The sequence below is a fragment of the Paractinoplanes tereljensis genome, assembly GCF_016862435.1.
Taxonomy (GTDB): Bacteria; Actinomycetota; Actinomycetes; order Mycobacteriales; family Micromonosporaceae; genus Actinoplanes; species Actinoplanes tereljensis.
In genome coordinates, this window is sequence record NZ_BOMY01000033.1 from 477,052 (window position 1) to 495,906 (window position 18,855).

Genomic DNA, 18,855 nt, shown 5'->3' on the forward strand with positions numbered 1-18,855 from the left:
CTTCCGTACGCCAACCAAGATACGTACGAACGTACACAACCGGAGGGTCAGCGCGCCAGAGCGACCACCAGGGCGGCGATCTCGGTCACCAGGAACACCGCCGGCCCGACCAGCTGGCGGGAGCCGACCCGCAGGTGAGCGATCAGCGCGCCGACGAAATACAGGACCAGGCCGGCCGCGGCCGCTTTGCCTAGCCAGGGTACGGCGAACCCGGCCAGCAGCCCGATCGTGCCGGCGGTCAGCAGCCCTCCGAGGACCGGCACCCACGAGCGCGGGATGCCCTTCATGTCGGCCTGCGTCTTCGGGTAGTCGTGGCCGATCAGGTAGGTGACGGCCGCGCTCCCGGTGAACACGACGGCGATGACGGTGATGACGATGTACATGTTTCAGGGACGAGCCAGGCCGCGAGGGTGTGACACCGTGCCACGGCATGTCGGAATCGGCAGGGTTTGTCAGTATCGACGGTTCTCTTTCCGGCGGTGTCGGCGAAACATGGCCGTAACGGCGGCGTGACTATCCGTCGCCGAGATGACGATGGAGGCAACGATGCCAGCCAATCGCGCAGTGATCTACCAGGGCCCCGACCAGGTCGAGATCGGGGACATTCCCTACCCGACGTACGAGATGAAGGACGGCCCCGGGGTCAACAAGGCCAACATCGGCCGCCGGACCCCGCACGCGGCGATCCTCCGGACCGTGGCCAGCAACATCTGCGGCAGCGACCAGCACATGGTGCGCGGCCGCACCACCGCACCGGAGGGGCTCGTGCTCGGCCACGAGATCACCGGGGAGGTCATCGACGTCGGCCCGGATGTGGAGTACATCAAGCCCGGCGACATCTGCTCGGTCCCGTTCAACATCGCCTGCGGCCGCTGCCGCAACTGCAAGGAAGGCAAGACCGGCGTCTGCCTCAACGTCAACCCCGACCGGCCAGGATCGGCGTACGGGTACGTCGACATGGGCGGCTGGGTCGGTGGGCAGGCGGAGTACGTGCTGGTCCCGTACGCCGACTGGAACCTGCTCCGATTCCCCGACCGCGACCAGGCCCTGGAGAAGATCCTCGACCTGGCCATGCTCACCGACATCTTCCCGACCGGCTACCACGGCTGCGTCAGCGCCGGGGTGACCACCGGCTCGACCGTCTACATCGCCGGTGCCGGCCCGGTCGGCCTGGCCGCCGCCACCTCGGCGTGGCTGCTCGGCGCCGCCGTCGTGATCGTCGGTGACCTCAACCCGGAGCGTCTCGAGCAGGCCCGCAGTTTCGGCTGCGAGACCGTGAACGTCGCCGACGGCGACCCGGCCGAGCAGGTCCAGCAGATCCTCGGCAAGGACGCCCCCGCGATCGGCCAGCCACTTGTCGACTCGGCCGTCGACGCGGTCGGCTTCGAGGCCCGCGGGCACGGCGCGGACGCCCAGACCGAGATGCCCGCGACCGTGCTGAACTCGCTGATGGAGATCACCCGCGCCGGCGGCGCCATCGGCATCCCCGGCCTGTACGTGACCGGCGACCCCGGCGGCGTCGACGACGCGGCCAAGGTCGGCTCCCTGTCGCTGCGGCTCGGGCTGGGCTGGGCGAAGTCACACTCGTTCGTGACCGGCCAGTGCCCGGTGATGAAGTACAACCGGAACCTGATGATGGCGATCCTGCACGACCGGGTGCAGATCGCGAAGAACGTCAACGCCACCGCGATCTCCCTGGACCAGGCCCCGCAGGGCTACCAGGACTTCGACTCGGGTGCCGCGAAGAAGTACGTCATCGACCCGCACGGCCTGATCCGCTGACGTCGCGGGGCCGGCTCGCCTACGGGGAAACCGGGGCGAAGCCGGCCTCGCCGCCGTCCGACAGCACCGCGACCCCGGGAAGCGCGGACGTGTTACGGGTCCACAGCCAGAGCGCGGCGTCCACGGCGGCGTGCGGGTCAGCCGGGTCGAAGTCGTCCGGGTTCTCCCAGCCGGCGCTGATGGCCGCCCCGACCAGCAGCGGAGCATCAGTGACGGCAAGCCGCGCCCGCCGGGACAGCTCGACGACAGTCGGCCCCCCAGGCACCGGCGCAGCGACACCGCTGTGTTCGATCGGCACGAGTTCCCCCCGGATCGGTCTAACCCCCATGAAAACCCAGTTCGACCCATCCGGTGGCTATTTCGGCAGGTTTGCTCACCGGCCGGATGCCGGCCATGATCATCGTCATATGGCGTCGCCTGCAGTAGCCGGTGCTGCCGATCGCGGCTTCATCCTGTTCGCGCTGGTCGCGGTGTTCCTCATCCGCGGCCGGGTGACCGGCACCAGGGTGGCCCGCAAGCACGAGGCCCACAGCTGAGCGTCAGATGCCGAGCGACCGGCCAGAACGGGCAGTCGGCGTACCACCGCTGCAGCACCGGCGTCAGCGTGATCATCGGCCGAGGTTAGCGACCGCCTTGCCGGCTCCGCATCCCGATTCAGTGGGCGGCCGCTAGCGGGTCGCTGTCGGTGGTGTTGCGCAGCCGCAGGCCGGCCAGGCTGCCGGCGAGCAGGGTGACGCCCGCGGCCAGCATCACGCCGCTGGCCCCGAGGGAACCGCCGCTGATGTCGTACAGGAATTCCGGCACCACCAGGGTGGCGCCGATGACCCCGCCGGCCAGCACGACCCAGTCGCGCAGCCGCGCGTACGCCGTGAAGCAGATCCCGGCCACGATCGCGGTCAGGGCGTACCCGAGGTAGTTCTGGGTTCCGCCGTCACTGGCCACGAGCAGCTGCGCGCCGCCCAGCCCGAACGTCACCGCGATCGCGAGCGCGAACCGGTGCTCGGCGACCAGCCGGCGCCACAGCAGCAACACCCACCCCAGGCCCAGCGCGATCGTCCCGGCGCCGAGCATCGCGGTGTCGCCGAGGTGCAGCAGGGAGAGCAGGCTCGCGACGACGGCGAACGCCCCGACGGCCGCGGCCAGTTGACCGAGCGCGCTGCGGGCGAGCAGGTAGCCGCCGACCACGACGGCAAGCCCCGCCACGGACGCCACCAGACCGGCGGCGTCCGTCGTGCTGGTGTCGAACATGGCGTACACCGCCGTGCCGGTCGCGAGGCCGGCCCCGGTGAGCAGGGTGCTCGACAACCGCCGCCGCACGCTGTCCCCGGCCCGGGACCGCGACCGCACCGCGACACCGGCCCCGAGCAGCACCACCGCGATGGCCCCGAGAATCGCGACCCGCCCGCCCCGGCCGAGCGAGTCCCATTGCTCGCCGAGGAACAGCAGCGTCGCCCCGACCACGAACGAGGCGCCCAGGTACCCGGCGATCTCCCCCAGCTGCCGGCGCAGCCCGTGCGGCCTGCCCGCCTCGACCGGCCCGGCGTATTCCTGCCGCACCGCCCCGGCCTGCGCGGCATCGAGCACCCCGCGTTGCACCAGCCGCTCGAGTGCGGCGTCCAGCCGGTCCGGGTCCACAGCGTCACCGGGCAGTTCCACGCCATCCTCCAGGTCAGTGCGTGCGAGTCCGCCCAGAATCCTCCGCCCCGGTTGCACCCCGACAGAGTTCACGTACTCAGGTTTTGTCCGACCCCCGACCTAACTTGAACACATGTTCGAATCGGGTGCCCGTCGATGTCCCCGCTGCCACGTCGAGAAGGACAGCGCGGAGTTCGTCTCGGCGTCGGGCCGTCCCACCCAGAGTTGCTCGGCCTGTCTCGAGCGCGGTCGGCTGGCAAACCGCGCCCGCCGGGCGTTCCTCGAGCCCGAGGAACGCCGCGCCGACAACCTCCGGCAGAAGTACGGGTTGCTCCCGGCCGAGTACGACGCGCTCCGTGCGGCCCAGGGGCACCGGTGTCAGATCTGCGGCATCCACGAGGACGACATCGGCCCGGTGCGCACCGGGCGGCCCCGATCGGACGGCAGCCCACCCGCCGAAGGGGTCCGCCTCGTCGTGGATCACTGTCACCGTACGGGCCGCGTGCGTGGCCTGCTCTGCAGTAAGTGCAACGTGCTGATCGGCAACGCCGGTGACTCGCCCGAGGTCCTTCGCGCGGCGGCCGCCTACCTCGCCCGAGAGTTGCCTGAGCCCCGGCCGCAGCCGCAGCTGACGCGCCTACGGATTCTCGGCCCGATCAAAGCGCGGACGGTCCAGTTCCGCGGCCCGGTCACCATCCGGATCGACGGCTACGAGATCCGTATCGCGGAGGGCACCACGAGGACCGTCGTCTCCCCGACCGGCGTTTTCGAGGTTCTGGATCAACCCAGCCGCCCATAACAGTCACTATGGTGTACTGCCCGTCATGTCCGTTTTTGGATTATCGGATTGCTGTTAATAGCAATCCGATAATTAAGTGGTGGTGCCGAGCGGCCGATAGCCAGCGTGTGAAGAGGTTGGGCGGCACGCCGGCATGGGTGTGGATGCTGGTCTTCGGCGTGCCTGTCGCCCTGAGCTACCCCTGGCTCGCCTACGGCACGTGGCCGGCCTCGCTCTGCTTCGAGGGCATCGGCGTCGTCTCGTGCGTGGTCATGCTGGTGGCGATCCGGCGGCGCCGGCCGCAGCGGCCCCTCATGTGGTACCTGCTGCTGGCGGGCATGGCCCTGTCGGTGACCGGCGACGCCGTCTACGACTACCTGGAGAACGTCGCGCACATCGACCCGTACCCGGGCTGGGCCGACCTGTTCTATCTGTCCGCCTACCCGGTGAGCATCGCGGGCCTGGGGACGATGGTCCTGCGCCGCACTCGGGGCCGGGACCGGGTCGGGATGATCGACGCCTGGATCCTGTCGACCGCTCTCGCGTTGCCGGCGTGGTCGTTCTGGGTGCGGCCGATCAGCATGGGCGATCACGCCGGCCTGGCCGATCAGCTCGTGTCGCTCGCCTACCCGGTACTCGACGTCCTGCTCATCACGCTCACCGTGCGCTCGGCGACCACTCCGGGCGCGCTCCGGCTGCGCACGAACCAGCTGCTCGTCCTCGCCCAGGTAACCCGGCTGCTGCCGGACGTCACCTACAGCATCGCGCAGCTGGCCGGCGTCGAGATCGGCTACCTGGACAGCGGCTGGCTGCTGACCTACCTGCTCACCGCGGCGGCCGCGCTGCATCCGCGGATGGCCGACGTCGACAAGCCGGCAACCGGCGACGAGGTCACCCTGACGATGCCGCGGCTGACTCTGCTCACCGTGGCGTCACTGCTCGCGCCCGCGATCCTGGCCGCGCAGGGGGTGTTCCAGCACGGCCGGGTCGACTGGGCCGCGGTGGCGATCGGCAGCGCTGTGCTGTTCCTGCTGGTGGTGGCCCGGATGAAGCTGCTGCTCGACCAGATGCACCGGCTGGCCCGGCAGATGCAGGGCCTGGCCCACCACGACGGCCTGACCGGGGTGCCGAACCGCCGGGCCTGGGACGACCGCCTGAACCGCGAGCTGGCGAAGGCCCGCCGCGCCGGGCACCCCGTGGTGGTCGGCATGATCGACCTCGACTTCTTCAAGAAATTCAACGACGAGTACGGGCACCCGGCCGGCGACCTGCTGCTGAAGGAGGCGGCCGCGGCCTGGACCGGGCAGCTGCGCGACGAGGACCTGCTGGCCCGCTACGGCGGCGAGGAGTTCGGCATCGTCCTGGCCGGCCGTGACGTCGACGAGGCGACCGCGATCGTGGAACGGCTGCGCGCGGTGAGCCCGCGCGGGCAGACCTTCTCGGCCGGCCTCGCGGTGTTCGACGGGTCCGAGTCCGCCGACGAGCTGGTGAGCCGCGCCGACCGCGCCCTCTACCGGGCGAAGGCGACCGGCCGGGACCGGACCGTATGCGACGACCCGCAGGCCTTGACAGATGAGGTATCGATAGCGGTGTGAGACGTCCGGTGGTGGGGATCCTGGTGGCCACGGTGGCCGCCATGGTGGTGGTGCTGGTGGCGGGCGGCCCGGATCGCGGGACCGTCGCGCTCATGCTGCTGGTCGTGGTGCCGTTCCTGATCGCGTTCGGGGGCGGTTCCGATGCGGGCTGGCGGGCTTCCCCGCCGGAGCCGGACACCCCGTGGTGGGCCCGGCTGATGTTCCTGCCGGCGGTGCTCGGCCAGGTGGCCGTCGTGGTCGTGGTGACCTGGCAGGTGGTCACCTCGGCGGTCGGCGGCGCCGTGGTGTCGGGAATTGCGCTGATCCCGCTGGCCCTGGTCGCCGCCTGGCGAAGCTGGCAGCTCAGCCTGCGCCTGTCTCCTAGGACCAACAGGGCCAGGACACCACCGCCGCCCGGCGCGCAGACTGAACCCCGTGGAGACGTGGGAGTTCGGTCGGATGGTTCGCCGCTGGCGTGATCGGGTCGCGCCCGACGTCATCGGGTTACCGGTGGGGCGCCGGCGCCGGGCGAGCGGGCTGCGCCGGGAGGAACTGGCGGGGCTGGCCGGAATCTCGGCCGACTATCTGACCCGGCTCGAGCAGGGCCGGGCCACCGCACCGTCGGCGCAGGTGGTGGAGGCCCTCGCCCGGGCGTTGCGGTTGTCCGGGGCGGAGCGTGACCTGCTCTACCGGCTGGCGGGGCACGCGACCCCGGGCCTCGACGTGGTGAAGTCACACGTCACGCCGAGCGTGCAGCGGCTGCTGGACCGGTTGTCGAACACCCCGGTGGTGGTCTACGACGCGAGCTGGACGCTGGTGCTGGCCAACGCGCCGTACGACGCGTTGATGGGTGACACCTCGGGGTGGCGGGGGCTGGAACGCAACACGATCTGGCGCAACCTGACCGGGCTGCGTAACCGGGTCGTGCACACCGCCCAGGAGCAGGCCGACCACGAGGCGTTGCTGGTGGCCGATCTGCGGATGACCGCGTCGCGTTATCCGGCCGACCGGGAGCTGCAGAAGCTGATCGCCGAGCTGAGCGGCGGCTGCCCGCGGTTCGGTGAGCTGTGGGAGGCGGACGCGCCGCCGATGCCGGCCGAGCCGTCCAAGCACAAGGTGGTCGATCATCCGGTGGGCCGGATCACCCTGGACTGCGACACCCTGGTGGTGGCCACCGACGATCTGCGGATCACCGTCTACACGGCCGAGCCGGGCACCCCCGACGCGGAACGGCTGGCGTTAGCGGTCGTGCTCGGCACCCAGGCGTTCGGCGAGGTCACGCAGGTTGGACAGTTGCCGGTGCATCATCACCAGGTCGGGCCAGTCGAGTAACCGGCGGCGGGCCCAGTGCACGGGGCCGTCGCCGTGCACGCCGAGGTTCATCTTCACCACCAGCCGGGTGGGCGCCGAGCCGAACAGGGCGTAGGTCAGGGTCAGCGGCCCGAAGGCACGCACGGCGGGCGGCGCGGTCATCCGGAAGGTCAGTGAGTTGCCCGGGTCGACCGCGGCGAGCGTGAAGATGGTCATCCAGCGTTGCCCGACGGCCGGCTCATCCAGGCCGGGAGTGAGGGTGCGGGGGCTGCGGCGGCCGCGGTTGTCGACCCAGTCGTAGCTGTACGGCGCGACCCGCAACTGGCGCAGCCACCGGAACACGACCGGCCGCGGCGCGTCCACGGTCAGGCCGCGGAACCACTGCTCGGCCGGCGGCGGCCCGGACAGGGCGTCGCACCCGAACACCGCGGCCCGGTCGGCAGTGGACACTCCCCAGGACATCAGCTCACGATACTCAGCACCCGCTGCACGTACCCGGAGATATAAGCCATAAGTAAGTCCCGCTTAAACATCCGCCAGCAGAACTAACTGGACCTAACCCGTCCGGGCCGGGCACGGTGGGAGGCATGCTCCTGACCGGCCTGCACGTCCCGATGATCACCCCGTTCGACGATTCCGGCGCGGTGGCCCTGCCGGCCCTGGAGGCGCTGGCCCGCCGGGTCCTGACCGCGGGCGCGTCCGGCCTGGTCGCGCTGGGCACGACCGCCGAGCCCGGCGCGTTGACCGCCCAGGAACGCCGCGACGTCCTCGATCTGCTGGCCGCGGTCTGCCGCGAGCACGAGGCCCCGCTGACGGTGGGCGCGAACACCCCCGACGACCTGCGGGTGCTGGCCGACCGCCCGGCGGTCGCGGCGGCGCTGAGCCTGGTGCCGCCGTTCCTGCGCCCCGGCGAGGACGGCGTCATCGCCCACCTGACCGCTTTGGCCCAGGCGAGCCCGGTCCCGCTGATCGTCTACCACGTGCCCTACCGCACCGCCCAGCCCTTGTCGGCACGAGCGTTGACCCGGATCGCCGCGATCGAGGGCGTCCGCGGCATCAAGCTGGCGACCGGCGCGATCGACCCCGACGTGATCGCCCTGATGGCCGATCCGCCGCCGGATTTCGCCATCCTGGGCGGCGACGACCTGGTCGTCTCGCCGCTGCTGGCGCTGGGCGCGCACGGCGCCATCCTGGCCTCCGCCCACCTGGCGACGTCCGATTTCGCCAGGTTGATCACGGCGTGGCGGCAGGGCGACACGACCACGGCCCGCCCGCTGGGTCACCGCCTGTCGAAGCTGTCGGCCGCGCTGTTCGCCGAGCCCAACCCCACGGTGATCAAGGCCGCGCTGCACGCCCAGGGCCACATCCCCACCCCCGGCGTCCGCCTGCCCCTGCTGCCCGCCACCAAGGAATCCACCGCGGAAGCCCTTCGGCTGCTGCCGGAAACCCGCTGACCACAGCCAGGCGATCCGCCGCCGGCTTTCCTTACAGATACGGGCATCGGACGGTCCCGCCGAGCAGTGCCGGCCGGGTGCGGGCGAACGCTCCGCGCGCCGCCGCCGGGCGGGCCCGCGACAAGATCAAAAAGCCTCGTCGGCCACTCCGCTGTAGCCGCTCAACTCGTACCGCCCGGCCAGCTCGAAGATGTCGTCGAGCCGGCCGAGCATGCCGACCGGCAGGGTGAGCAGCACGTACTTGGCGGCGTTCCCGGGCACGTCGAGGAGGTCCTCGACCGCCGGTTCGAGCACGTCGACCAGGTCGGGCCACCGCGTCAGCAGCTGCTCGCGAAACCCGAACACGTCGGTGCTCGCCTCGAGCGCCCCGGTGAGCCCGTCGGCCAGCCCGTCGAAGACCTCCCCTGGGTCGCCCCGGCACACTTTCCAGAACGCGAAGTCGCTACTCACGCCGACGATCTAACCATCCACATAGGTCCGGCGCGGGAGGATACGGGGATGGGGTTTTCGACGGGGTTTACCCGGATGTTCGGGGTGCGGCATCCGATCGCGCTGGCACCGATGGGTGGGTCGGCCGGCGGGGCCCTCGCTGCGGCGGTGTCGCAGGGTGGCGGGCTGGGCCTGCTCGGGTCCGGCGACGGGGACCCGGCGTGGCTGGACCGGGAGCTGCCGGCGCTGGCCGCCTGCGGGAAGCCGTGGGGCGTGGGCTTCCTGACCTGGGCGATCGACGTGGCCGCGGTGCAGCGCGTGCTCGACCGCGGCGCCCGGACGGTGATGCTGTCGTTCGGCGACCCGGCACCGTTCGCCGCGGCGATAAAGGCGGCCGGGGCCAGGCTGATCGTGCAGGTCGGCGACCTCGGCGAGGCGAAACGGGCCCTCGACGCCGGGGCTGACGTGCTTGTCGCGCAGGGCACCGAGGCCGGCGGGCACGGAGCGCGCAAGGGCCGGTCGACGTTGCCGTTCGTACCCGTGGTGGTGGATCTGGCCGGGGATGTGCCGGTCCTCGCCGCCGGCGGCATCGCCGACGGCCGCGGGTTGGCGGCGGTCCTGGCCCTCGGAGCGTCCGGCGCCCTGCTGGGCACCCGGTTCCAGGCGACCACCGAGGCCCTGGTCGATCCGGTCATCACGGCGGCGATCCTGGCCGGGCGGGGTGACGACACCGTCCGGAGCCGGCTGCTCGACGTCGCCCGCCGCTCGGCGTGGCCGGATCGTTACCTCGCGCGCACGCTCGGTCACCCTTACCTGGAGAGCGGTTCCACCGATCAGGTGCAGTATCAGCGGGACCTGACGAACGGTGTCATCCCGCCTGTTCCGGTCTGGGCAGGCGAGGGGGTGGACCTGATCGACAGCCTGCCGGGGGCCGAAAATCTGGTCGGTGACCTGGTAGCGGAGGCGCGGGCGGCACTCGACCGGGTGAGCCCCCACCAATAGGGCAATCGGTACCTTCCTATCAACTTCCTGGGCACCCCTTGTTCATGTGCTGTGGATCTCAGTACATTACGCGCCGTGACCGTTCGCAAAAGCGCCAATCGTGTGCTGAAAAGCCTGACCGGCTACGAAATCCGCCGTGCGCGGGTGGCCCAGCCGAAACCGCCGGTCGTCAAGGCGGAACCGAAACCCGAGCCGAAGCCGGAACCGAAAACGGCGGAAGCTCCCGAGATCAAGTTCCCGGCGGACTACGACGAGGGCGCGCGGGCGATCATCCGTGCGGTAAAGCCGCGGACGATGACCTCCCCGGGCAAGCTGCACGCCCTGATCTCCGCGACCCGCTATGTCGCCCAGAACAACATCCCGGGTGACGTGGTGGAGTGCGGGGTGTGGCGCGGCGGCAGCATGCTGGCGATCGCGAAGGTGTTGCAGGAGAACGGCGACACCAGCCGCGACCTGCACCTCTACGACACGTTCGAGGGGATGAGCGAGCCCAGCGAGCACGACAAGCGGCACGACGGCAAGTCGGCGGCCGAGATGCTGGCGGCCAGCGACATCACCTCCGGTGTGTGGGCGTACGCGTCCCTGGAGGACGTGCAGGAGACGATGGGTCTGTCCGGCTACCCGGACGACAAGATCCACTACTACAAGGGCAAGGTCGAGGAGACGATCCCGGCGCACGTGCCGGAGAAGATCAGCATCCTGCGGCTGGACACCGACTGGTACGAGTCGACCAAGCACGAGCTGGAGCACCTGTGGCCGCGGCTGGTGCCGGGCGGGGTGCTGCTGCTCGACGACTACGGCTGGTGGGACGGCGCGAAGCGGGCCGTGGACGAGTGGCTGGAGCAGACCGGCCTGCCGCTGTTGCTGCTGCGGATGGACGAGGGCCGGGTGGCGATCAAGCCCCCGGACAACTGGGGACACTGACACCGAGCGGGCCGCCGAGAGGCGGCCCGCTTCTTTTTGGGGGAAATCGCGGATTGTGAATCCGTGAATTCCCCGAGTTTCGCAAGTATTACGCCGGGGTTACGTTCCGGCGATGGCGATGAAAGCGCTTTCAAAGGCGACGATCTACCAGGTGGCGCAGCTGGCGGGCGTCTCCATCGCCACCGTGTCGCGGGCACTGCGCGACTCCGACCTGGTCACCGCGCAGACCCGGGAACGGGTGCAGGCGGCGGCCCGGCAGTTGAACTTCACCCCGAGCCGGCTGGGCCGCTCGCTGGCTGAGGGCCGGCACGCGGCGAACGGGATCGTCTTCCCGGATCTGGTCGGCCCGTACTACGCCGAGGTGATCCTCGGCTACGAGGCGGCCGCCGCCGGGTTCGGTTCCAGTGTGCTGATCCTGGCCACCGGCGGCCGCGACGACGCCGAGGCGGCGGTGCGGGAGCTGGCCGGCCGGGTGGACGGCCTGACCGTGATGGGCCAGACCGTCCCGGACGAGGTCATCACGTCCCTGGCGGTGCCGGTGGTGGCGCTGGCCCGCGACCCGGTGCCCGGCGTGGACACCGTCCGCGCCCGGAACGCCCGCACCGCGAAGAACCTGGTCGAGCATCTGCTCGAGCACGGTCACCGCCGGTTCACGTTCGTCGGTGACCCGGACATCGCCCCCGACGTACGGGGCCGCTGGGACGGCGTACGCCAGGCCTTGTCCCAACAGCAGGAGCCTCCCCACCTCGTACGCACACCGGGTCTTGATCTTGAAGCTGGTGAGCAGGCGGCGTTGCAGCCAGGCCGGGCCGTGGTGTGCGCGAACGACGAAATCGCGCTGGGTGTGCTGCTGGCGGCCGAGAAGGCCGGGTTGCGGGTTCCCGAGGATCTGGCCGTGACCGGCTGGGATGACCTCCTCGCCGCCCGGTTCGCCGGGTTGACGACGGTGCGGCAGCCGATGCGGGAGCTCGGCGCGACCGCCGCGCGCTGGTTGCACCGGCGCATCACCGAAGACACCGACGTGCCCGCCGCCCCCCGGCGGCGGGTGCTTGCGACGCAGCTGGTCGTCCGGCGCAGCTGCGGCATCCACTCCCCGGAGGTTCACCGATGAACCATCGATCTTTCGTCGCCGTCGCCGCGTCCGCGGCGCTGGCGCTGAGCGTCGCGGCCGGCTGCGGCCGCGGCTCGAGTGCGGACACCGAGACCGCGAAGGCGGTCAGCGAGGGTAAGGCCAGCGGGGACATCACCGTCTGGGCGATGGGTACCGAAGGTGAGAAGCTCGCGGAGTTCGCGAAGGCGTTCACCGCCGAGAACCCGGACGCGAAGGTGTCCGTGACGGCGGTGCCGTGGGATGCGGCGCATCAGAAGATCGCCAGTGCGATCGCGGCGAAGCAGACCCCGGACGTGTCGATGATCGGCACGACGATGCAGGGTGAGTTCGCGAAGACCGGCGCCCTGGACCCGACCCCGACCGACCTGATCGGCAAGGACGCGTTCTTCCCGGGTGCGTGGGACACCACCGTGGTGGACGGCACGTCGTTCGGGGTGCCCTGGTATGTGGAGACCCGCGGCATCTACTACCGCACGGATCTGGCCGCGAAGGCGGGTTTCCCGGACGGTCCGAAGACGTGGGACGACCTGACCGCGATGGCGGCGGCCATGCAGTCGAAGGCCGGCGCGAAGTGGGGCCTGAACGTTCAGCCGGGCAAGACGGGCAGCTGGCAGTCGGTGCTGCCGTTCGCCTGGTCCAACGGCGCGGAGATCTCCGCCGACGGCAAGTACACGTTCGACACCCCGGCCATGACGGAGGCGCTGACCTACTACCAGTCGTTCTTCACGAAGAAGCTGGCGCCGGACAATCTGCCGCAGGGTGCTCTGGAGCCGGCGTTCGTGAAGGGGGAGATCGGCGCGTTCATGTCCGGGCCCTGGCACGTGGGCATCCTGAACGAGGCCGGCGGCAAGGACTTCGCCGCCAAGTATTCGGTGGTGGGGATGCCGGCCGGGAAGTCGTCGACGTCGTTCATCGGCGGCAGCAACATCGCGGTGTTCAAGGACGCGAGGAACCGGGACGCGGCGTGGAAGTTCCTGGCCTGGCTGTCCAAGCCGGAGGTGCAGGTGAAGTGGTATCAGACCGCCACCGACCTGCCGGCGGTGCAGAAGGCCTGGGACGATCCGGCGCTGTCCGGCGACAAGCTCCTGCAGGTCTTCGGTACGCAGTTGAAGTCGGCCAAGGCCCCGCCGGCGTTCCCGACGTGGGAGCAGGTGGCGGCGGTGTTCGACACCGAGGTGGAGAAGGTGTGTGTCGGCGGCGAGGACCCGGCGGCCGCGCTCAAGAGCGTGCAGCAGCAGGCCGACGCGATCGGGACCGGGGCCTGAGGTGGCGACGGTGCCGCGGTGGCGGCGGGCACTGACCGGCTGGTCGTTCGCGGCGCCGTTCACCGTGCTGTTCCTGGTGTTCGCCCTGCTGCCGGTGGTGGCGTCGCTGGTCATGTCGGTGACCGACCTGCGGGCCACCGACCTGCGGCATCCCCTGGCGGTGAACTTCGTCGGCCTGGGCAACTACACCCGGCTGTTCGAGGACGCCCTGTTCCGGCGGGCGGCGGTCAACACCCTGGTGTTCGTGGTGATCGGGGTGCCGCTGACCATCGTGCTCGCGATGGCCGCCGCGAACGGCCTCAACTCCGGGCTGATCCGGTTCCGGGCGCTGTTCCGGGTCGGGTTCTACCTGCCGGTGGTGACCAGCATTGTGGCGATCGCGGTGGTGTGGCGGTTCCTGCTCGACCCGGACGCCGGGATCGTCAACAGCCTGCTCGGCGCGGTCGGCATCGACGGCCCGGCCTGGCTGCAGGACTCCCGCACCTCGCTGGGGTCGATCATCGCGATGGCGGCGTGGCGGAACTTCGGCTCGCTGATGGTGATCTTCCTGGCCGCATTGCAGAGCATCCCCGTCGACCTGTACGAGGCGGCCACCCTGGACGGGGCGGGGCGGTGGCAGCAGTTGCGGCGGATCACGCTGCCGCTGATGCGGCCGGCGTTGCTGTTCGGGGCGGTCATCACCGGCATCGGCTACCTGCAGCTGTTCGAGGAACCCCTCGTCATGACCCAGGGCGGGCCGCTGTCGTCGACGCTGTCGATGTCGTACCACATCTACAACCAGTTCGGTTTCGGTAACTACGGTTACGCGGCCGCCGCCTCCTATGTGCTGTTCGTGGCCATCGTGGCGTTGTCGGCGTTGCAGTTCCGGCTGTTGGGGGCCCGCGATGGCACGTCGTGATCTGGTCGCGCGAATCGTCCTTTACGCCGTTCTGCTGGCGGCCCTGGTCGTGGTGGTCGGGCCGTTCCTGTGGATGCTCGTGTCGTCGTTCAAGACCGAGGGGGAGATCCGGTCGGCGCCCACCGGGTGGCCGTCGCACTGGACGTTCACCAACTATCGGGACCTGTTCTCCCGGCTGAACTTCCCGCAGTACTTCGCCAACTCGGCGATCGTCGCCCTGCTGGTCACCGCCGGGAACCTGCTGTTCTGCTCGCTGATCGGCTACGCCCTGGCCAAGTTGAACTTCCCCGGGCGTAAGGCGCTGTTCCTGACCGTGCTGGGGATGCTGATGGTGCCCGGGATGGTGACGTTCGTGCCGCAGTTCGTGCTGATCAGCAACATGGGGCTGGCCAACTCGTACGCCGGCCTGGTCCTGCCTTTTCTTGCCGGTCCTTTCGGGGTTTTCCTGATGCGGCAGTTCCTTCTCGCCATTCCGGACGACCTGATCGAGGCGGCCCGGGTCGACGGCGCCGGCGAGTGGCGGATCTTCTGGCGGATCGTGCTGCCGTTGTGCCGGCCCGCCCTGGCCACGCTGGGCATCCTGACGTTCCTGGCGTCGTGGAACAACTTCCTGTGGCCCCTCGTCGTGGCCACCACCGACGACAAGTACACGCTGCCGGTCGCTCTCGCGCTCTACAGCATCGGGCAGAACCGCATCTACTTCGGCCTGCTGCTGGCCGGGGCGGTCGTGGTGGTCCTGCCGGTCCTGATCGTCTTCCTGGTGCTGCAGAAGCATTTCCTGCGCGGCATCGCGACCACCGGATTGAAGTGAGGCAGTTCTGATGAGACGTCTCCTGGTTGTCCTGCTGCTGCTCGCCGGCTCCACCGCGGCGGCCTCCCCCGACCCGCTGAAGGGCTATGCCCGGGATACGTGGCGTTCCCTGGTAGCGATGACCTCCCCGGCTACCGGCCTGGTTGCCGATAACATTTCGGGCGATTTGTCGGTGCCGTCGACCTACACCTCACCGACGAACATCGGTGGCTACATGTGGTCGGCCGTGGTGGCCCGCTCGCTGGGGATCATCTCGCCGCGGGAGGCCACCGCCCGGATCTCCCGGACCCTCGACACGCTCGGGGGGCTGCGCCATCACGACACATCGGGCATGTACTACAACTGGTACGACCCGCGCACCGGGGCGGTCGTGCTGACCTGGCCCGAGGACGGGTCGACGGTCACGCCGTTCCTGTCGTCGGTGGACAACGGCTGGCTCGCGGCCGGCCTGCGGGTCGTGGCCGGCGCCGAGCCGTCGCTTCGCGCGACGGCGTACCGGATCCTGGCCTCGATGAACTTCGGCTTCTTCTTCAACCCGGCCGCCACCACCCCGATCGGCACCCGTGGCCTGATCCGGGGTGGTTTCTGGGATACGCAGCCGCCGGGTTGCTCTGTTCCTTCCTTGCCGCAGGGCGTCTGGTTCACCTGCAACCACTACGACATCACCGTGACCGAGCCGCGGATCGCCACCTACCTGGGCATCGGCGCCGGCCAGATCCCCGCCACCGCCTACTTCGACACGATGCGCACCCTGCCCGACAGCTGCGACTACGCCTGGCAGGAGATGCAGCCGCAGGGCTTCACGACCACGCACTTGGGCCGTTCCGTCTACGAGGGCTCGTACCGCTACCGGGGCATCACGTTCGTGCCGAGCTGGGGCGGCGACATGTTCGAGGCCCTCATGCCCGACCTGTTCGTCCCCGAGGAGAAGTGGGGCCCGAACAGCTGGGGCCGCAACCATCCGGCGACGGTGGCCGCACAGATCGAGCACGGACTTTCCGACGCCCGCTACGGCTATTGGGGCTTCTCCCCCGCGTCGAACCCGTTCGGCGGATACGCCGCCTACGGCGTCGACGCGATGGGCATGGACACCGACGGCTACCCGTCCGATGTGCAGGGCGGCAAATACGACGCCGGCTTCGGCACCTGCCGCCCCCCGGGCCCGGATGCGGTCTACGGCGACGGCGTGATCACCCCGCACGCCACGTTCCTGGCCCTGCCCTACGCGAAAAAAGCCGCGGTCAAAAACCTGGCCAACATCAAGAACAACCTGCACGCGTACGGCCCGGGAGGCTTCTACGACGCCGTGGCGACGAGATCCGGCACTTTAGCCGAGCGTTACCTGTCCCTGGACCAGGCCATGATCATGGGCGCGCTGGGTAACGCCCTGGCCGACGACGTGCTGCGCCGAGCCTTCGTCACCCCCCAGTTCGAACGGGCGGTGCGCCCGTTGCTGGCCCAGGAGACGTTCAACGTCCCCGCCGGGCAGAAGCTGCCGCAGCTGGCCGGTGGTCGCCCGTGACGATCGAGGAGCAGGCCCGAACCCAGTGGGCGGCCCTGATGGGCGGCGGCGGAGCCCAGGACCGCACCGCCGGCGCCCCCGTACACGCCGACCTGCCGGCCCCGAGTGGCGTCACGGCCGTGCAGGGCCGGGGCCAGGTGACCATCGCCTGGGATTTGGTGCCCGGCGCCATCGGCTACGCGGTGCACCGAGCCGACACCCCGTCCGGCCCGTTCGCCGTGGTCGACCACGGCGGCGGCGACGTCCTGGCCGTCCCGCACGGCCCCTACGCGGACACCACCGCCGGCCGAGGGGGTTGGTACGCGATAGCCGCCCTGCAGACGGTGAACGCGATAGGCCCGCTGTCCGAGCCGGTCCCGGTAACGTCCCATCCCGCGCTCGACGTGGAGGGCACCGCCCTGGGCACCCGTCGTCCACCCGCCGCCGCAAGCCTCACCCACGACCCGGGGGACGCTCTCCACGCCTCCGGTCCCGGCGCGAATCCCACGCCGGACGGGTCGCCGGGCTCCGGTTCGTCGCCGGCCCGGTTCGCGCAGGACATGCCACCCGAAGCCGATTCGTTCGCCGTCGAGATCGCGGCCCTGGGTTCCCGGCACGCGCCCAGCGGCCCCCGCCTGACCCCAGCCGCCATCGCGTCCGCCGGCCCCGCCGCGTCCCCGACGTCCCCGCCGCCGGCCGCATCCGCGTTGGCAGCTTCGACCGTGTCTGCGGAGGCCACATCACCCGCCGCGTCCCCGGAGACCGCAGCGTCGGCTCCGTCGACGGTGTCCACCCCTTCCACGGAGACCGCGACACCCGCCCTTTCCACGGAGACCGCGACACCCGCCCTTTCCACGCAGACCGCGGCACCCGCCCTTTCCACGGTGTTCGCGGAGGCCGCAGGACAGGCCGCAGGACAGGCCGCAGGACAGGCCGCGTCCGCGGTGGTCTCGGCGGGTGCCGCGACCGCCGCGGACGCGGCGCCGAGCGTGACCGTGGCCCTTGGTGGTCAGGCGACGCCGCTGCATCGGGTGTGGCAGGAGATGGTCGGCTCCGAACACCTCAGCCACCTGCTGGAGACCGACGAGACCAGCGGCCGCCCGATCGGCGCGGAGCTGCGCGAGGCCCTGCGCCGGGTGCACGACGAGCTGGGCGTCCGGTCGGTGCGGGCGCACCACATCCTCGGCGACGACCTGGGCGTCTACCGCGAGTCCGGCTACGACTTCAGCCGCCTCGACCAGGTCTACGACATCATCCGCGACCTGGGCATGGTGCCGGTGGTCGAACTCGGCTACATGCCGGCCGCCCTGGCCGCCGACCCGTCCCGCACCGTCTTCGCCTACCGGGCGATCATCTCCCCACCGTCCGACTGGTCCCGCTGGGCGGACCTGGTCCACGCCCTGACCGCCCACCTGGCCGACCGCTACGGCTTGGCGGAGCTGCGCGAGCGGTGGCGTTTCGAGGTCTGGAACGAACCGAACCTGTCGGTCTTCTGGTCCGGCACCCCCGCCGAGTACTGGCGGCTTTACATCGAGGCCGCCCAGGCCATCAAATCGGTGGATCCGCACCTGCAGGTGGGCGGCCCGGCGACCGCCGCGGTCGGCTGGATAGACGACCAACTGCAGGTGGACGCCCCGGTCGACTTCCTGTCCACCCACGTCTACGGCACCGTCCCCCTGGACCTGCGCCCGTGGGCAGCCGGCCGCCCGATCCTGTGGACCGAGTGGGGCGTAACTGCCACCCACGGAAGCAAGGTCAACGACAGCGTCTTCGCCGCCGCGTTCCTACTACGCGGCATGCACTCGGCCGCCGGCCGGATGGAGGCCTTGGCCCCATGGGTGGCGTCCGACCATTTCGAAGAGCTGGGCCGCCCGCAACGGCTGCTGCACGGCGGTTTCGGCCTGCTCACGGTAGGAAACCTGGCCAAACCGAAGTACTGGGCCCTGTGGCTGGCCCAACGCCTGGGCGACGCCGAACTCCCGACAACCCTGACCGGCGACGGCGCCGACAGCCTGGTCGAGGCGTGGGCGTCCCGCTACCTCGACGGAGGCCTAGGCGTCCTGCTGTGGAACAGCACCCTCGACCACAGCAAGGCCGACGCCCCCACCCCCGCCCCACCGCCTGCCGTCCACGCCGTTGACACGCCTCCCGACGCCTCCGCCAGCAGAACAACGTCGGACACCCCCGCCGACGGCGCGGCTTCCAGCGGCAGCGGCAGCGGCAGCGGCAGCGGCAGCGGCAGCGGCAGCGGCAGCGGCAGCGGCAGCGGAGCATCCAAGGTCCCCGCATCCGGCGCGGCATCCGGCGCGGCATCCGGCGCGGCATCCGGCGCGGCATCCGGCGCGGCATCCGGCGCGGCATCCGGCGCGGCATCCGGCAG

General features: G+C 70.6%; 20 protein-coding genes. 15 read left to right on the plus strand and 5 right to left on the minus strand.

What is annotated here, in order from left to right; all coding sequences use genetic code 11:
• Positions 1–47: 47 nt before the first annotated feature.
• Positions 48–383, minus strand: coding sequence for a DoxX family protein (locus Ate02nite_RS25025; protein WP_203809593.1), 336 nt, complete (start codon positions 381–383; stop codon positions 48–50).
• A 163-nt stretch (positions 384–546) separates the two neighbouring features.
• On the opposite strand from Ate02nite_RS25025, the gene fdhA reads away from it, so the two are divergent.
• A complete protein-coding gene (gene fdhA / locus Ate02nite_RS25030) occupies positions 547–1,782 on the plus strand; it encodes a formaldehyde dehydrogenase, glutathione-independent (protein WP_203809595.1) in 1,236 nt (411 codons plus the stop codon).
• A gap of 19 nt (positions 1,783–1,801) precedes the next feature.
• Here fdhA and Ate02nite_RS25035 read toward each other — a convergent pair whose 3' ends face one another.
• Positions 1,802–2,080, minus strand: a complete 279-nt coding sequence (locus Ate02nite_RS25035) for a hypothetical protein (RefSeq protein WP_203809597.1) — start codon at positions 2,078–2,080, stop codon at positions 1,802–1,804.
• A gap of 28 nt (positions 2,081–2,108) precedes the next feature.
• Here Ate02nite_RS25035 and Ate02nite_RS25040 point away from each other — a divergent pair, with 28 nt between their 5' ends.
• Complete coding sequence (locus tag Ate02nite_RS25040; RefSeq protein ID WP_203809599.1) at positions 2,109–2,318, plus strand: hypothetical protein; 210 nt, start codon at positions 2,109–2,111, stop codon at positions 2,316–2,318.
• Between the two features lie 118 nt (positions 2,319–2,436).
• Here the strand turns inward: Ate02nite_RS25040 and Ate02nite_RS25045 are convergent, their stop codons facing one another.
• Complete coding sequence (locus Ate02nite_RS25045; protein ID WP_203809601.1) at positions 2,437–3,438, minus strand: DUF2157 domain-containing protein; 1,002 nt, start codon at positions 3,436–3,438, stop codon at positions 2,437–2,439.
• 112 nt (positions 3,439–3,550) lie between these two features.
• On the opposite strand from Ate02nite_RS25045, the gene Ate02nite_RS25050 reads away from it, so the two are divergent.
• From Ate02nite_RS25050 to Ate02nite_RS25065, 4 genes are all read left to right on the plus strand, one after another.
• Complete coding sequence (locus Ate02nite_RS25050) at positions 3,551–4,216, plus strand: endonuclease VII domain-containing protein (protein ID WP_203809603.1); 666 nt, start codon at positions 3,551–3,553, stop codon at positions 4,214–4,216.
• A gap of 158 nt (positions 4,217–4,374) precedes the next feature.
• Positions 4,375–5,790, plus strand: coding sequence for a GGDEF domain-containing protein (locus Ate02nite_RS25055; RefSeq protein ID WP_203809605.1), 1,416 nt, complete (start codon positions 4,375–4,377; stop codon positions 5,788–5,790).
• The gene (locus tag Ate02nite_RS25060) at positions 5,787–6,248 is read left to right on the plus strand and encodes a hypothetical protein (RefSeq protein WP_203809607.1); all 462 of its coding nucleotides are present in this window, start codon (positions 5,787–5,789) and stop codon (positions 6,246–6,248) included. The genes Ate02nite_RS25055 and Ate02nite_RS25060 overlap by 4 nt, the downstream gene beginning before the upstream one ends.
• Positions 6,205–7,101, plus strand: coding sequence for a helix-turn-helix transcriptional regulator (locus tag Ate02nite_RS25065; RefSeq protein ID WP_438871247.1), 897 nt, complete (start codon positions 6,205–6,207; stop codon positions 7,099–7,101). The genes Ate02nite_RS25060 and Ate02nite_RS25065 overlap by 44 nt, the downstream gene beginning before the upstream one ends.
• Here the strand turns inward: Ate02nite_RS25065 and Ate02nite_RS25070 are convergent.
• On the minus strand, positions 7,009–7,542 hold the full coding sequence (locus Ate02nite_RS25070; RefSeq protein WP_203809609.1) for a hypothetical protein: 534 nt from the start codon (positions 7,540–7,542) through the stop codon (positions 7,009–7,011). The genes Ate02nite_RS25065 and Ate02nite_RS25070 overlap by 93 nt on opposite strands.
• 125 nt (positions 7,543–7,667) lie before the next feature.
• On the opposite strand from Ate02nite_RS25070, the gene Ate02nite_RS25075 reads away from it, so the two are divergent.
• On the plus strand, positions 7,668–8,534 hold the full coding sequence (locus Ate02nite_RS25075; protein WP_203809611.1) for a dihydrodipicolinate synthase family protein: 867 nt from the start codon (positions 7,668–7,670) through the stop codon (positions 8,532–8,534).
• A gap of 126 nt (positions 8,535–8,660) precedes the next feature.
• On the opposite strand, the gene Ate02nite_RS25080 is transcribed toward Ate02nite_RS25075, so the two are convergent.
• Entirely contained in the window at positions 8,661–8,984 is a 324-nt protein-coding gene (locus tag Ate02nite_RS25080; protein WP_203809613.1) for a hypothetical protein, read from the minus strand.
• A 48-nt stretch (positions 8,985–9,032) separates the two neighbouring features.
• Between Ate02nite_RS25080 and Ate02nite_RS25085 the strand changes: the two genes are divergently transcribed.
• From Ate02nite_RS25085 to Ate02nite_RS48940, 8 genes are all read left to right on the plus strand, one after another.
• Positions 9,033–9,965 (plus strand): nitronate monooxygenase, encoded by a 933-nt coding sequence (locus Ate02nite_RS25085; RefSeq protein WP_203809615.1) that lies wholly within the window; start codon positions 9,033–9,035, stop codon positions 9,963–9,965.
• Positions 9,966–10,040: 75 nt separating this feature from the next.
• Positions 10,041–10,889, plus strand: a complete 849-nt coding sequence (locus Ate02nite_RS25090) for a TylF/MycF/NovP-related O-methyltransferase (protein WP_203809617.1) — start codon at positions 10,041–10,043, stop codon at positions 10,887–10,889.
• Between the two features lie 112 nt (positions 10,890–11,001).
• On the plus strand, positions 11,002–12,000 hold the full coding sequence (locus Ate02nite_RS25095) for a LacI family DNA-binding transcriptional regulator (RefSeq protein WP_203809619.1): 999 nt from the start codon (positions 11,002–11,004) through the stop codon (positions 11,998–12,000).
• A complete protein-coding gene (locus Ate02nite_RS25100; RefSeq protein ID WP_203809621.1) occupies positions 11,997–13,265 on the plus strand; it encodes a sugar ABC transporter substrate-binding protein in 1,269 nt (422 codons plus the stop codon). The genes Ate02nite_RS25095 and Ate02nite_RS25100 overlap by 4 nt, the downstream gene beginning before the upstream one ends.
• 10 nt (positions 13,266–13,275) lie before the next feature.
• A complete protein-coding gene (locus tag Ate02nite_RS25105; protein WP_239147659.1) occupies positions 13,276–14,163 on the plus strand; it encodes a carbohydrate ABC transporter permease in 888 nt (295 codons plus the stop codon).
• Positions 14,150–14,974: a carbohydrate ABC transporter permease gene (locus tag Ate02nite_RS25110; protein ID WP_203809625.1), complete on the plus strand. Its 825-nt coding sequence runs from the start codon at positions 14,150–14,152 to the stop codon at positions 14,972–14,974. Before Ate02nite_RS25105 ends, Ate02nite_RS25110 begins: the two co-directional genes overlap by 14 nt.
• 10 nt (positions 14,975–14,984) lie before the next feature.
• Positions 14,985–16,496, plus strand: coding sequence for a glucoamylase family protein (locus tag Ate02nite_RS25115; protein ID WP_203809627.1), 1,512 nt, complete (start codon positions 14,985–14,987; stop codon positions 16,494–16,496).
• Positions 16,493–18,855 (plus strand): GH39 family glycosyl hydrolase (locus Ate02nite_RS48940; protein WP_239147660.1); only part of this gene is annotated, 2,363 nt, incomplete at its 3' end. The genes Ate02nite_RS25115 and Ate02nite_RS48940, both read left to right, overlap by 4 nt.

What these genes read in the sequence shown, in the direction of transcription:
- Ate02nite_RS25110 (WP_203809625.1), top strand. Translation starts at nt 14,150, where the DNA reads ATGGCACGTCGTGATCTGGTCGCGCGAATCGTCCTTTACGCCGTTCTG.
- Ate02nite_RS25075 (WP_203809611.1), top strand. Translation starts at nt 7,668, where the DNA reads ATGCTCCTGACCGGCCTGCACGTCCCGATGATCACCCCGTTCGACGAT.
- Ate02nite_RS25050 (WP_203809603.1), top strand. Translation starts at nt 3,551, where the DNA reads ATGTTCGAATCGGGTGCCCGTCGATGTCCCCGCTGCCACGTCGAGAAG.
- Ate02nite_RS25115 (WP_203809627.1), top strand. Translation starts at nt 14,985, where the DNA reads ATGAGACGTCTCCTGGTTGTCCTGCTGCTGCTCGCCGGCTCCACCGCG.
- Ate02nite_RS25070 (WP_203809609.1), bottom strand. Translation starts at nt 7,542, where the DNA reads ATGTCCTGGGGAGTGTCCACTGCCGACCGGGCCGCGGTGTTCGGGTGC.
- fdhA (WP_203809595.1), top strand. Translation starts at nt 547, where the DNA reads ATGCCAGCCAATCGCGCAGTGATCTACCAGGGCCCCGACCAGGTCGAG.
- Ate02nite_RS25085 (WP_203809615.1), top strand. Translation starts at nt 9,033, where the DNA reads ATGGGGTTTTCGACGGGGTTTACCCGGATGTTCGGGGTGCGGCATCCG.
- Ate02nite_RS25100 (WP_203809621.1), top strand. Translation starts at nt 11,997, where the DNA reads ATGAACCATCGATCTTTCGTCGCCGTCGCCGCGTCCGCGGCGCTGGCG.
- Ate02nite_RS25025 (WP_203809593.1), bottom strand. Translation starts at nt 383, where the DNA reads ATGTACATCGTCATCACCGTCATCGCCGTCGTGTTCACCGGGAGCGCG.
- Ate02nite_RS25095 (WP_203809619.1), top strand. Translation starts at nt 11,002, where the DNA reads ATGGCGATGAAAGCGCTTTCAAAGGCGACGATCTACCAGGTGGCGCAG.
- Ate02nite_RS25040 (WP_203809599.1), top strand. Translation starts at nt 2,109, where the DNA reads ATGAAAACCCAGTTCGACCCATCCGGTGGCTATTTCGGCAGGTTTGCT.